The organism is Microbacterium sp. NPDC090281, from assembly GCF_044769635.1.
Taxonomy (GTDB): Bacteria; Actinomycetota; Actinomycetes; order Actinomycetales; family Microbacteriaceae; genus Microbacterium.
Genome location: NZ_JBIVYH010000001.1, coordinates 1872278 through 1885397 on the forward strand (window position 1 = coordinate 1872278; position 13120 = coordinate 1885397).

The 13120-nt window shown below is 67.4% G+C and carries 8 protein-coding genes and 1 tRNA gene; 6 read left to right on the plus strand and 3 right to left on the minus strand.

The features are described 5' to 3' along the window. Positions 1-514: 514 nt before the first annotated feature. Complete coding sequence (locus ACIQTX_RS09040) at positions 515-1924, minus strand: zinc-dependent metalloprotease (protein ID WP_402971434.1); 1410 nt, start codon at positions 1922-1924, stop codon at positions 515-517. A gap of 118 nt (positions 1925-2042) precedes the next feature. On the opposite strand from ACIQTX_RS09040, the gene ACIQTX_RS09045 reads away from it, so the two are divergent. Beyond that, positions 2043-3134, plus strand: a complete 1092-nt coding sequence (locus ACIQTX_RS09045; RefSeq protein ID WP_402971437.1) for a PDZ domain-containing protein — start codon at positions 2043-2045, stop codon at positions 3132-3134. 77 nt (positions 3135-3211) lie between these two features. Next, positions 3212-6121 carry a UPF0182 family protein gene (locus ACIQTX_RS09050; RefSeq protein ID WP_402971440.1) on the plus strand — a complete coding sequence of 970 codons (2910 nt, stop codon included), beginning with the start codon at positions 3212-3214 and terminating at the stop codon, positions 6119-6121. Positions 6122-6462: 341 nt separating this feature from the next. Here the strand turns inward: ACIQTX_RS09050 and ACIQTX_RS09055 are convergent. Continuing rightward, a tRNA-Met gene (locus ACIQTX_RS09055) sits at positions 6463-6536 on the minus strand. A gap of 95 nt (positions 6537-6631) precedes the next feature. Here ACIQTX_RS09055 and ACIQTX_RS09060 point away from each other — a divergent pair. Continuing rightward, on the plus strand, positions 6632-7447 hold the full coding sequence (locus tag ACIQTX_RS09060; RefSeq protein ID WP_402971443.1) for a carbon-nitrogen hydrolase family protein: 816 nt from the start codon (positions 6632-6634) through the stop codon (positions 7445-7447). Positions 7448-7465: 18 nt separating this feature from the next. On the opposite strand, the gene ACIQTX_RS09065 is transcribed toward ACIQTX_RS09060, so the two are convergent. Continuing rightward, positions 7466-8668, minus strand: coding sequence for an aminotransferase class I/II-fold pyridoxal phosphate-dependent enzyme (locus tag ACIQTX_RS09065; RefSeq protein WP_402971446.1), 1203 nt, complete (start codon positions 8666-8668; stop codon positions 7466-7468). 98 nt (positions 8669-8766) lie between these two features. Here ACIQTX_RS09065 and ACIQTX_RS09070 point away from each other — a divergent pair, with 98 nt between their 5' ends. From ACIQTX_RS09070 to ACIQTX_RS09080, 3 genes are read left to right on the plus strand one after another with little or no spacing between them, the layout of a single operon-like run. Next, the gene (locus ACIQTX_RS09070) at positions 8767-10365 is read left to right on the plus strand and encodes a S1C family serine protease (RefSeq protein ID WP_402971448.1); all 1599 of its coding nucleotides are present in this window, start codon (positions 8767-8769) and stop codon (positions 10363-10365) included. Between the two features lie 47 nt (positions 10366-10412). Continuing rightward, a complete protein-coding gene (locus ACIQTX_RS09075) occupies positions 10413-11666 on the plus strand; it encodes a CDP-glycerol glycerophosphotransferase family protein (protein ID WP_402971451.1) in 1254 nt (417 codons plus the stop codon). Further along, positions 11663-13099 (plus strand): CDP-glycerol glycerophosphotransferase family protein, encoded by a 1437-nt coding sequence (locus ACIQTX_RS09080; RefSeq protein WP_402971453.1) that lies wholly within the window; start codon positions 11663-11665, stop codon positions 13097-13099. Before ACIQTX_RS09075 ends, ACIQTX_RS09080 begins: the two co-directional genes overlap by 4 nt. Positions 13100-13120: the final 21 nt, after the last annotated feature.

The following is a 13120-nucleotide window of genomic DNA, read 5'->3' on the forward strand; positions in this document are numbered from 1 at the left end:
TGGGCGGTCGCCATGACCGACGAGGGTGATGCCTTCATCCATGAGCGCATCGCGCATCCGGTACTCGCTGCGTCCGTCGGTGATGCCGATGCTCTCCACCCATGCCGGACGAGCCTGTGCCACGTCGTCGAGCAGCACCGGATCGAGACGGGCGAGCAGCGTCCGTGCGGCGTCGCGTGGCGCACCCGCCGCATGGGCGATCACGTCGAAGGAGCCACGTCGGAATCCCGAGCGCAACCTGCTGAGCAGTGGTTCCACCCAGGCCGCCTCGGTGTCGACACGCAGATCGCCGTCGTCGCCGAGCTGAAGTGTGTGCTCATCCCGCCACAGCAGCGGTGCGCTCGGGTTCAAGCGCGTGAGGATCGACGGAGTCAGCGGCATCCCACCGATTCTGGAGGGGATGTCGGGTGTTCGGGGCCGGAAGGAGGCATCCGTGGACAACTCGACCCCGTCCCCGCGACGGGGGAGGAGAGGTGCGGATGTCCACGGATCAGGCGCGGTCGGCCCGCCCGGTTCAGACCGGTCGGTCTCCCTCGGGTGCGGCGTCGCCACCGTCCTCGTTCTCGTCGGTCGTGCCGTCTGCAGGCTTGTCCTGCGCGAAGTCATCGCCGTCGAGCAGGCGAGCGAGCGCCTCATCGAATTCGTCGGCAACCGGCTGTTCACCGCGTTCTGCGGCTTGCAGGCGCGCCACCAGCGAGCTCGGGTCGTCGATGTCCTCGGCGGTCGGCATGAGGTCGGGGTAGTCCCAGAGCGAATCGCGTCCGCTGATGCCGACGGCATCCGTCACGGCCTGCCACATGGCCGAGGCCTCGCGCATGCGCCGCGGTCGGAGCTTGAGGCCCACCAGCGCGCCGAGGGCGTCCTCGGCAGGTCCGCCCACCGCACGTCGACGTCGGGCTGCCTCTGCGATGCGGGCGCCGTCGGGGAGGCGCGAGGTCGCCTGGGCGGTGACCACGTCGACCCAGCCGTCGATCGTCGCGATGAGGTTCTCGAGTCGGGTGAGCGCCTCACGCTGTGCTTCGCTCTGCACGGGGAGCAGTGCCCCGCCCTCGATGGCCGCGCGCAGTTCCTCGGGGTCCGAGGGGTCGAGGCGACTTGCGACGTCTTCGAGGGCGTCCACGTCGACGGTCACTCCGCGCGCGAAGTCGGTGATCTGCGCCATCACGTGCAGGTGCAGCCACTTCGCATGGCGGTAGAGACGCGCATAGGCGAGCTCGCGGGTGGCGAGGTAGAGCGCGATCTGGTCTTCGGGGATCTCGAGACCCTCGCCGAATGCCGTCAGGTTCTGGGGGACGATCGCCGCGGTCCCCGCCGGGAGCACGGGAATGCCGACATCGCCGCCGGACACCACCTCGAGTGAGAGGTTGCCGAGCACCTGCCCGAACTGGGCGGCGAACACGGAGCCGCCCAGACCCCGCATCAGCTTGCCCGCGCCCTGGACGACGCTGCGCATCTCCTCGGGCACCTGGGTGTCCAGCGCCGAGGTCAGGGCGTCGGCGATGCTCGTCGACACGGGGTCGGCGATCTCCTTCCACACCGGCAGGGTCTTCTCGACCCACTCGCCTCGGGTCATCGCGGTCGGGGCCTCGGAGAGCTCGGAGATGGTCGTCGCCTCGCCCAGCCACAGGTTCGCGAGGGCGAAGGAGTCGGCGAGCGATGTGCGCGACCCGTCGGTCACGCCCTGTCCGTCGCGGTTGGCGATGAACAGAGCCTGGCGCAGCGCGTTCTCCCAGGGGTCGCCTCCGAACGCGCCCTGGAGCTGCGACATGATCGTCTGCATCATCGCCGGGTCGAGTGTGAAGCCGTCCATTCCTTCGAACGCGCCCCGGAGCGCCTCGGGATCGATGTCCCCGCCGCTCTGGTTCGCGAGCATCTTCCGCAGGAACTCCTGGAAGTCCTCGGGTGTCGGGTCGTTGTCTGCCATGTCGCTCGCCCTCTCAGCACATCTGTTGCCGTGGCCTCTACGCTAGTCACAGGTTTCTGCGCGCGAACCCGATGCGGGCAGATCGGTGTACGCCGCTCGCGAACGACGGAGGAATGCTGTGGATCGAACGCGGTCTGGGAAGCTCGGACTCGGAGTCTGGGCGCTGGTCGTCGCGCTCATCGCCCTGGTCGTGCTGACGTTCCTGCCGTCGCCCTACGTGATCCAGCGCCCGGGGCCGGTGTACGACACCCTCGGCACCGCGGAAGGCGCAGACGGCGAGCAGGTCCCGCTCATCAGCGTGGAAGGCACCGAGACGTTCGAGACCGCCGGCACGCTCGACCTCACCACTGTCCAGGTCGTCGGCAATCGTGAGCGCACCCCCAGCTGGTTCGAGCTCGCGCTGGCGTGGACGGATTCGTCCAAGGCGGTCGTCCCGCTCGACTCGGTGTTCCCGGCGGGGGTGACCAGCGAGCAGCGTGACGAGCGCAATGCCACGCTGATGGTCGATTCTCAGCACGAGGCGACCGCGGCCGCGTTGAACGAGCTCGGGTACGACACCGGCGCCCAGGTCGTCGTCGTCGAGGCGCTCGCCGACTCGCCGGCCTCCGGCATCCTCGAAGCCGACGACGTGATCACGGCGATCGACGGCACGTCGGTGACGTCCGCCACACAGCTGCGCCAGGCCATCCAGGATTCCGGGGGAGACCCCGTGGTGCTCACCGTGCAGCGCGATGGTGCGGAGCAGACCGTCGAGATCACACCGGAGAAGCGCACCGAGGGTGACGCCACCGCCTGGCTCATCGGCATCACGCTCCGCACCGACTACGACTTCGAGATCGATGTGACGATTCAGCTCGACAACGTCGGAGGCCCCAGCGCGGGGATGATGTTCGCGCTCGGAATCATCGACACCCTGACCGAAGGCGAGCTCAACGGCGGGAAGGACATCGCAGGCACAGGGACGATCGATGCGGCCGGCACTGTCGGTCCCATCGGCGGCATCCGGCAGAAGCTGTACGGAGCGCGAGATGCCGGGGCCGAGTACTTCCTCGCCCCTGCGGCCAACTGCGATGAGGTCGTCGGGCACGTGCCCGACGGCCTCCAGGTCATCCGCACCGCGACGCTCGACGAGTCGCTGGCTGCGCTCGAGGTCATCGCCGACGACGGAGACGTCGCCACGCTGCCGAGCTGCGAGAGCACCGGGAGCTGATTCGCCGAGCGCCACCGTGACCGCGCCGTGACCGGGATGACAGCCCGTGCACAGTGAGCGTTGCCTAGGATGGACGGGTGACCTCTCCCTCAGCCCCGAATCCGGCCACGCCTCGAACGTCCCGACGTATTCTCGGTATTTCTCTGGTGATCATCGCCGCATTGATCGCGGTGTTCTTCGTGTTCGCCTCCCTCTACACCGAATTCCTCTGGTTCGACCAGGTGGGCTTCACCGGCGTCCTCACGACGCAGTGGATCGCCACGGCGGTGATGTTCGTGGTGGGCTTCCTCGGTATGGCCGTCCCGCTGTTCGTCGTCATCCAGCTCGCGTACCGGCTCCGTCCCGTGTACGTGCGGCTCAGCTCGCAGCTGGACCGGTACCAGGAGGTCATCGAACCGCTGCGTCGCCTGGCGATGTGGGGCATGCCGATCTTCTTCGGGCTGTTCGCCGGCTTCGCGGCCGCAGGGCAGTGGAAGACGGTCTGGCTCTGGGCCAACGGCGTGGCGACCTCCTCGGTCGACCCGCAGTTCGGCATCGACACCGGCTTCTACATGTTCGCGATGCCGTTCTACACGATCCTGCTCGCGTTCGTCTCGGCGGTGCTCCTGCTCTCGCTCCTGGTCACCGCGCTCGTGTCGTACCTCTACGGCTCCGTGCGTATCGGGCAGGGTGAACTGCGCATCTCCAAGCCTGCGCGCATCCAGCTCGCGGTCATCGCTGGTCTCTACCTGCTCGTGCAGGCGGCGAGCCTGTGGCTCGACCAGTACAAGACCCTCGTCGAGCCCGACGACCGCATCACCGGTGCGGCGTACACGGGTGTCAACGCGACGATTCCTGGCCTCGCGATCCTCGCGATCATCGCCGCTGTCGTGGCGATCCTCTTCTTCGTCACGGCCATCATCGGCCGCTGGCGCTTCCCGCTGGCCGCGACCGCGCTGCTGATCGTCGCCTCGCTCGTCGTCGGCGTCGGATACCCGTGGGTGGTCACCACCTTCCAGGTGAAGCCGAACCAGAACGCCTATCAGGCCGAGTACTACCAGCGGAACATCGACGGCACGAAAGAGGCGTACGGGGTCGCAGACCTCGAGACCACGCCGTTCGCCGCAAAGACGGACGCCGAGGCCGGTCAGCTGCGCGCCGACGCCGAGACCACCGCGTCCACACGCATCATGGACCCGAAGGTCATTCCGCCGACGGTCCGCCAGCTCGAACAGTACCGCGGGTACTACCAGTTCCAGACGACGATGGACGTCGACCGCTACGAGATCGACGGGAAGATGCAGGACACCGTGGTGTCCGTGCGCGACCTCGACATGTCGGGTCTCGGCGACGGCGACAACTGGAACAACCGCGTCGCGGTCTACACGCACGGCTACGGCCTCGTGGCAGCAGCGGGCAACCAGCGCACCACAGACGGCGAGCCGGTGTTCCTCGAGCGCGGCATCCCCACATCCGGGTTCCTTTCCAATCGTGAGAACTTCGAGCCGCGCGTCTACTTCGGCGAGAACTCGCCCGAGTACTCGATCGTCGGCGCTCCCAAGGACTCTGAGCCCGCGGAGATCGACTACCCGCGCGGCAAGGACGGCTCGAGTGAGACGAAGACGACGTTCGAAGGAGACGGCGGTCCGAAGATCGGCGACACCTTCACGAAGCTCCTCTACGCGCTGAAGTTCCAGTCGGAGCAGATCCTGTTCTCGAACCTCGTGAACGAGGACTCGCAGATCCTGTACGACCGCGATCCGAAGACTCGCGTGCAGAAGGTCGCACCGTACCTCGAGCTCGACAGCGACCCGTACCCGAGCGTGGTGGACGGTCGCATCGTGTGGATCATCGACGGTTACACGACCAGCCAGACGTACCCGTACTCGACGAGCGTGAGCCTGTCCGACGCGATCGCCGACTCCAACATCCCGTCGCCGACGCTCGCCATCGACGACATCAACTACATCCGCAACTCGGTCAAGGCCACGGTCGATGCCTACGACGGTTCGGTGAAGCTGTATGCATGGGATGCCGAGGACCCGGTGCTCAAGACCTGGCAGAAGGTCTATCCGTCGACGGTGGAGCCGATCAGCGAGATGTCCGGTGAGCTCATGAGCCACGTGCGCTACCCGACCGACCTGTTCAAGGTGCAGCGCGACATCCTCGGCGTCTACCACGTCGACAAGGCCGGCTCGTTCGCCCAGCAGGACAACCGCTGGCAGACGCCGAACGACCCGCGCAGCGAGTCGATGCTGCAGCCGCCGTACTACCTGACCATGCAGATGCCGGGGCAGGACACTCCGCGGTTCTCGATGTTCTCGACCTTCATCCCCAACTCGCAGGGAGCGGGTGGGAGCCGCGACGTGCTGATGGGCTATCTCGCAGTCGATTCGGATGCGGGCTCGGAGAAGGGCAAGAAGGCAGACGGCTACGGCCAATTGCGCATGCTCGAGATCGACACCGACACCACGGTTCCAGGTCCCGGTCAGGTGCAGAACACCTACAACTCCGATACCTCGGTCGTCCCGCAGCTCAACCTGCTCCAGCAGGGTGAGTCCGAGGTGATCTACGGCAACCTGCTGACGCTGCCCGTGGGTGGCGGTCTGCTCTATGTGCAGCCGGTGTATGTGCAGTCTTCTGAGGGAACGCAGCTGCCGCGACTGCAGAAGGTGCTCGTCGCCTTCGGTGATCGTGTCGCCTTCGAGAACACCCTCACCGAGGCGCTCGACACGCTCTTCGGCGGTGATTCCGGTGCGACCGGTGGAGACGACACCGTCGAACCCGATCCGGATGCGGTCGTCCCCGACACCGGTGAGGTGCCGACCGAGCCGACGCCGCCGACGACGGATGCCCAGGCAGACGCTCTCTCCGCAGCGCAGGCCGCTCTGATCGACCGTGAGACTGCGCTGAAGTCGGGTGACCTCGCCAAGTTCGCCGAGGCCGATGAGCGTCTGACCGCAGCCGTGCAGAAGCTGCTCGAACTGGACGCCGCAGAGGGCAAGTGACCCTCGTCTAGAACGCCGAACGGGCACCCCTCCGGGGGTGCCCGTTCGCGTCTGTGGGGTACGGTTGCGGGCTTTCTCTGCTACGTCGCCGGCGCCCGTATCGAGGTCCGGTCCGCGGGCCCCTACCCGCCGATCAGATCAACCCCGTCGTGGTGGAGGAGTCTATGGCCGAGGCTCGGCCATAGACATCACGGCAGTAGCGCCCAAGATGTCACGACTGAGGCGGTACAGGCTCCCGACGACCTGATCACCATGGTGCGACGCGTGCCCGTCGTAGCCGGATGCTCAAAGCGAAAGGCCCCCTGACCTGGATTTCTCCGAGTCAGAGGGCCTTTCATTTGTTGCGGGGACAGGATTTGAACCTGCGACCTCCGGGTTATGAGCCCGGCGAGCTACCGAACTGCTCCACCCCGCGGCACAAGAAGAAACTTATCACGGATTCCGAGGTCGGGCGAATCGAGGGGGCCTCCGCGTGACGTCCCGGGCGTGTCGATGCGAGAGGATGAGGGTATGTCCGAGACCGCAGCCGTCCCTGTCGCCGTATGTCAGTTCGCGCCCACGGCCTCCCGCGCCGACAACCGCGAGCGGATCGCGGAGCTCACGGCGGATGCCGTGGCGCGCGGTGCGAAGCTGATCGTCTTCCCGGAGTACTCGAGCTACTTCGTCGACCCGATGGATGACACTCTGGCCGCGAACGCCGAAGACCTCGACGGGGAGTTCGTCACGACCCTCACCGCGCTGGCCGCCGACTACGCGGTCGTCATCGTCGCGGGACTCGCTGAACGGGCTGCTGACGGCCATCGGGTGCGGAACACGGTCGTGGCGGTGCGGGGCGATGGAGTCCTCGCGGTGTACCGCAAGCAGCACCTCTACGATGCCTTCGGGCAGACCGAGTCCGATTGGGTGGAAGCCGGGGCGTTGGGGGAGGCAGCGACCTTCGAGCTGGGCGGTCTGCGTTTCGGGCTCATGACCTGCTACGACCTGCGCTTCCCCGAGGTAGGGCGCTCGCTGGTCGATGCTGCGGCCGACGTCCTGGTCGTGCCGGCCGAGTGGGTCAGGGGGCCTCTCAAGGAGCACCACTGGACGACGCTGCTCGCCGCGCGCGCGATCGAGAACACCGTGTACGTGGTCGCCGCAGACCACCCGACACCGATCGGCGTGGGGCATTCGCAGATCGTCGACCCTCAGGGCGTCGTGCTCGCGGGCGTGGGGACGGCCTCGGGGATCGCGGTGGCGGTCGTCGAGAAATTGGTCATCGAGCGGGTGCGGGAGACGAACCCGTCGCTGCGTGTGCGACGATATGCCGTCGTCGCCCGTGAGCTCTAGGCCGCAATCGCCGCGAGTTCAGACGGAGAACCGTGTGAGGCGCACGGCGGCTTCCTCGAGCACGTCGACGCGCTTGCAAGCGGCGAAACGCACCAGTCCCGAGTATTCGTGCCTGTTCGATTCTGAGACGAACGCGGTCAGCGGGATCGCCACCACTCCTGCGCGTTCCGGCAAGGCTCGGCAGAAGGCTGCAGCATCCGCTCCGCCGAGGGCGGTCGCGTCCGCGACCGTGAAGTAGCCGCCCTGCGGGGCGTGCACGGTGAAGCCGGCCGCACGCAGCCCGTCGCCGAGGATCTCGTGCTTGCGGGCGAGCACGGCCGCAGCGCCGGCGAAGTAGGAGTCATCCATCCGCAGCCCGACGGCGATGGCGGGCTGGAACGCGGATCCGTTCACGTACGTGAGGTACTGCTTGACCGTGAGCACAGCCGTGATGAGGGCGGCTGGCCCATGGACCCAGCCGATCTTCCAGCCGGTCGTGGAGAAGGTCTTGCCGGCAGAGGAGATGGTCAGCGTGCGCTCGGCGGCTCCGGGCAGCGTGGCGACCGGCGTATGCGGCGAGTCGAAAGCCAGGTGCTCGTACACCTCGTCGGTGACGATGATCGCGTCGTGCTTCTCGGCCAGTCGCACGACCTCTTCGAGCACTCCACGGCCGAACACCGCGCCCGTGGGATTGTGTGGATCGTTGATCAGGATGACCCGCGTGCGATCGGTCACGCTCGCAGCGAGCTGCTCGAGATCAGGCTGGAAGTCCGGTGCGCGCAGGGGAACCGTGCGAAGACGGGCACCCGCCAATGCGACGGCGGCGGCATACGAGTCGTAGTACGGCTCGAAGACGACCACCTCGTCTTCCGGCCCGTCGATGAGAGCGAGCAGGGTCGCGGTCAGAGCTTCGGTGGCCCCTGCCGTCACGATCACTTCGCTGGCAGGGTCCACGTCGAGCCCGTAGAACCGATGCTGATGGGCGCTGATGGCCTCGAGCAGGTCGGGGATGCCGCGTCCTGGCGGGTACTGATTCGCGCCGTTCGCGATCGCGCTGCGCGCTGCCTCCAACACCTCGGCTGGCCCATCCTCATCGGGGAAGCCCTGGCCGAGATTTATCGCACCGGTACGGGCCGCTGCGGCCGACATCTCTGCGAAGATGGTGGGCGCGACGGTTCCGTCTGAGGCGAGCAGGCCTGCACCTGCTGCCGTGCGCCGCCAGGCGCCGGGGATGACACTCATGAAGAACAGGCTAAGGCCATAGCTGAAACTCATCTTCGACATAGAGAACGCACAGATACAGGCGTCATTCTGAAATGGTCGTTGAAGGAGCACACACCATGAACGAAGACAACACTCAGGACCAGTCGGCATCCGCGTCGAACGACGCCGTGCCGTCCACCGAGGCTGCAGAGGTCGCCGCTCAGTCGGCTACGCCTGACGCCGCTGACATCACCGGGCAGGCTCCCGCCGCTCCGGCTCCCGCCGCGCCGGCCGTCGCCGCGCCCGCGCAGGGACACGAGGTGCCATCGACCTTCACCTCGCAGGCACCGGCCGCACCCATGATCGCGCCTGTACCGAACGCCTACGCGGCACCCACCGCCCCCGCGCATGCCACCGCACCGGGAGCCGCTTTCGGCATCCCCACGGCGGCGTCCTACACCCAGCCCACCCAGCCACTCGATGGCGGAGCACCTACGGGTGCACCGGCAGACGGGACTAAGACCAAAGAGCAGAAGTCTCGTGGGGGCGCGAAGTTCGCCGCGTTCATCGTCGCGGCAGCCCTCGTCGGCGGTGTCGCCGGCTTCGGCGGCGGCGCGCTGCTCAGCGGACTCCAGGATCGCCCTTCCTCCGGCACGGCCGAAGGCCCGCAGACGGTCACGGTGAACAACCCCGGTTCGGTCAACGAGACCACCGCTGTCGCGACCGCGGCACTGCCGTCGGTCGTTACGATCGAGGTGGCAGGCGCCGACCAGGGTGGCAGCGGATCCGGCGTGATCATCAGCGATGACGGCTACGTGCTCACCAACACGCACGTCGTCACGCTCGGCGGTGCGGTCGCTGACCCGACCATCCGAGTGACCACCTCGGACGGGCGCATCTACGAGGCGACCGTGGTCGGCACAGACCCGATCTACGACCTCGCCGTGATCAAGCTGAAGGACGCCAAGGGCCTCACGCCCATGGAGTTCGCCGATTCGTCGAAGCTCAACGTCGGTGACACGGCGGTCGCGCTCGGTGCCCCGCTGGGACTCGCGAACTCGGTGACGACCGGAATCGTGAGCGCGCTGAACCGGAGCATCCAGATCGCATCCTCCGCCCTGCCGGATTCGTCCTCCGAGGACGCCCCCGACCAGCAGCAGGCGCCGGACCAGGGCCAGGGCCAGGGGCCGTTCCAGTTCGACATCCCGGGCAACAGCAACCAGCAGACGTCCGATTCCATCTCGATCGCAGTCATCCAGACGGATGCGGCGATCAACCATGGCAACTCGGGTGGCGCGCTCGTGAACAGCAAGGGTGAGCTGATCGGCATCAACGTCGCGATCGCGAGCTCGGGCAGCTCAGAGGAATCGGGCTCGATCGGTATCGGGTTCGCCATTCCGTCGAACATCGCCAAGCGGGTCTCCGACGAGATCATCGCCGACGGGGCCGCGACACACGGTCTGCTCGGCGCATCCGTCCAGGACGCATCGAGCGTCCAGGGAGCAACCGTCTCCGGGGCGTACATCGCCAAGGCGACGGATGGCGGCGCCGCGGCAGCAGGAGGCCTGAAGGAGGGTGACGTCGTCACCGAATTCAACGGGGTTCCGATCACCAGCGCCAGCGACCTCACGGCCCAGGTGCGTGCGGCGGCAGCCGGCAGCACCGCCAAGGTCACCTACGTCCGGGACGGCAAGTCCTACGACATCGAGGTGACGCTCGGCGAACTCGCCGGCTGACCTTCGCGCTCACAGAGAAGGACGCCACCCCGCGATAGGCTCGCGGGGTGGCGTCCTTCTCTTTCGGCACCGGCAATGCGGCCAAGCTGCTCCGGATCCCGTTGTATGCCGTCGGGCGCATCGGTACGTTCCTCCTTCCGCGTGGTCGGCGCTGGGTGTTCGGCTGCGGTGCCGGAATCGGCGATGGAGCCCTCGCTCTCCAGCGATACGCGTCATCGGCCGGGCATGACACCCTCTGGCTCACGGCTTCCGACCGCGAGGATCGCGAGGCTGCGGCCCTCGGCATCCGCTTCGTCCGGAAGAGCGGTCTGCGGGGTTGGTGGGCGACCGCACGGGCCGGCGTTCTCGTCGTCACCCATGGGCTCGGTGATGTGAACCGCTACGCGAACGGAGGCGGGTTCGTCGTCCAGCTCTGGCATGGAATCCCGTTGAAGCGGATCGGCCTGGATTCGCCCGCGACGACCCAGGTGCCGAATGTTCCCGGCGCCGCGGTGCTGCGCCGCGCGGTCGGAGTCCTCTATCGTGCGGCCTCCCAGCGGATCCGGGTGCTTCCTGCGGCATCCCACCGGGCGAGGGGCCGCCTGGAGTCCGCGTTCGGACTCGGAGACGATCGTGTGGTGGTGACCGGCGAGCCTCGAGTCGATGTGCTCTCCCGCGGTTCCGCCGCCGAGGCTCGGAACGCAGCATCCACCGTGCTCCGCAGCGTCGTGGGGGAGATCCCCGAGGCGACGCGCACGATCCTGTACGCGCCGACCTGGCGAGACGGTGCCGCCGACCCTGCGGTCCCGACCGCGGAAGAGTGGATCCGAATCCTCCGTGTGCTCGAAGAGAACGACGCGATCCTGCTGGTGCGCTCGCACCCTCTGGGGGAGGGGGGATACGCGCCGCCGCTTCCGAGCAGACGAGTGCGCGCACTGAGCGCTGCACTCCTCGCGGATGTGACTCCCGCGCTCGCAGCGGTCGACGTGCTCGTCACCGACTACTCCTCGCTCGCCTACGACGTCGGTCTGCTGCGGATGCCGGTGCTCTTCTTGGCGCCGGACTCCGAGGAGTACGCCCGCACACGTGGTTTCTACGGCCGCTTCGACGATGTCGCCGGCCCGGACGCGGCCGGTGACTGGTCGCAGGTGCTCGCGCAACTCGAAGCCCTGTTCACGGACGATGGTGCGTACGATGCGGCGTCGGCCCGTTCCGCTACGCTCAGCGCGGAGATGCACGCGTATCGAGACGGACGCAACACCGAGCGCGTCTACCAGGTCATCCGTGCGCGGGGGATTCCCGCGCCGAAGGGAGCAGCATGACAACGGCCCGCATCGATGACGAGGCGGAGTCCCTGATCATCGCAGGGACCGGTCAGCGACCGGCGACGGCTGCACTGGTCGGACCGCGAGCGCGCGTCGATGCTCGCATCAGCGGCGGCGGCAAGACCTGGAAGGCCACGTTCCCGCTGCAGGCGTCACGCTGGGGCGGCCCATCCCTTCCGCTGCCGACCGGGCGGTACGAGCTGCGGATCGCGGGTGTCGATCTCGACGAAGTGCGACTGGCCTCGGTGGTGCTCAAGGGTGTGCGCATCGCCGTGGACAGCGGCGTCGTCCGCATCGCCGCGCCGATCGACCCGGTGTATGAGACCGCAGAAGGGCGCTCGACGTTGGAAGAACGCTATGTGGCGCAGGCGGGCGGGACCGAGAACGCCGTGTTCTTCGAGAGCTTCTACGGACGAAGCGTCGGCTGCAACCCCCGGGCCATCGACCGTGAGCTCGCGGCACGCGCGCCCGAGGTGCGGCGGTACTGGAGCGTCGCCGATCTCTCTGTCGAGGTTCCAGAGGGTGCCGTCGCCGTCGTGGAGGGCAGCCCTCAATGGTGGCACGCGCGCGGTGCCGCCCGTCTGCTGGTGGTCAATGACTGGCTGCGCCGCCGGTTCGCCCGCAAGACAGGGCAGAAGGTCTTGCAGACCTGGCACGGCACGCCGTTGAAGCGGCTCGCGCTGCATCGTCCCGGTTTCGATCCGCGGCGGATGGCTGCCGTCGTCAAGGAATCGCGTCGGTGGGACGTGCTGCTCGCTCAGAACACCTACTCCGAGCGCATTCTCCGCAAGGCATATGCATTCTTCGGCCGCCCGATCTGGGTGGAGGGATACCCACGCAACGACGCGCTGACCACCGGCGATCCCGCCGCTGTCCGCAGTGCGCTGGGTATCGGTGCAGAGGAGCGGGTGCTCCTCTACGCACCGACCTGGCGTGATGACAGAGCGGAGATGGTCGACTTCGTCGATGCCGAACTGCTCGCCCAGCAGGCGAATGCCGTCGTGTTGGTGCGCGGTCACTCCCGCACACTGGAACAGGGGCGGGACCGCGCCGGTGCGAGGGTCATCGACGTCACCGGCTATCCGGAGACCGCTCGACTGCTGCTCGTCGCAGACGCACTGATCACCGACTACTCCTCGGTGATGTTCGACTTCAGCGTCACGGGAAAGCCCATGTACTTCCTGGTTCCCGACATCGACCACTATCGTGGCCAGCTGCGAGGCTTCTACTTCGATCTCGCGGAGAGGGCCCCCGGACCGCTGGTGCGGACACAGGAGGAGCTCACTGCCGCCCTGGACGATCAGGGTCACGTGGCGGCGTACGCGGAGCGCTATGCGGCGTGGCGCAAGCAGTTCAACTCCCGCGATGACGGTCATGCCGCCGAGCGTGTGGTCGACCGCATCCTGGATCTGGGCTTCGTCACCCGCTGAGTCCGGCGAAGGTCGCCCTCA

What these genes read in the sequence shown, in the direction of transcription:
- ACIQTX_RS09040 (WP_402971434.1), bottom strand. Translation starts at nt 1,924, where the DNA reads ATGGCAGACAACGACCCGACACCCGAGGACTTCCAGGAGTTCCTGCGG.
- ACIQTX_RS09060 (WP_402971443.1), top strand. Translation starts at nt 6,632, where the DNA reads ATGTCCGAGACCGCAGCCGTCCCTGTCGCCGTATGTCAGTTCGCGCCC.
- ACIQTX_RS09065 (WP_402971446.1), bottom strand. Translation starts at nt 8,668, where the DNA reads ATGAGTGTCATCCCCGGCGCCTGGCGGCGCACGGCAGCAGGTGCAGGC.
- ACIQTX_RS09070 (WP_402971448.1), top strand. Translation starts at nt 8,767, where the DNA reads ATGAACGAAGACAACACTCAGGACCAGTCGGCATCCGCGTCGAACGAC.
- ACIQTX_RS09080 (WP_402971453.1), top strand. Translation starts at nt 11,663, where the DNA reads ATGACAACGGCCCGCATCGATGACGAGGCGGAGTCCCTGATCATCGCA.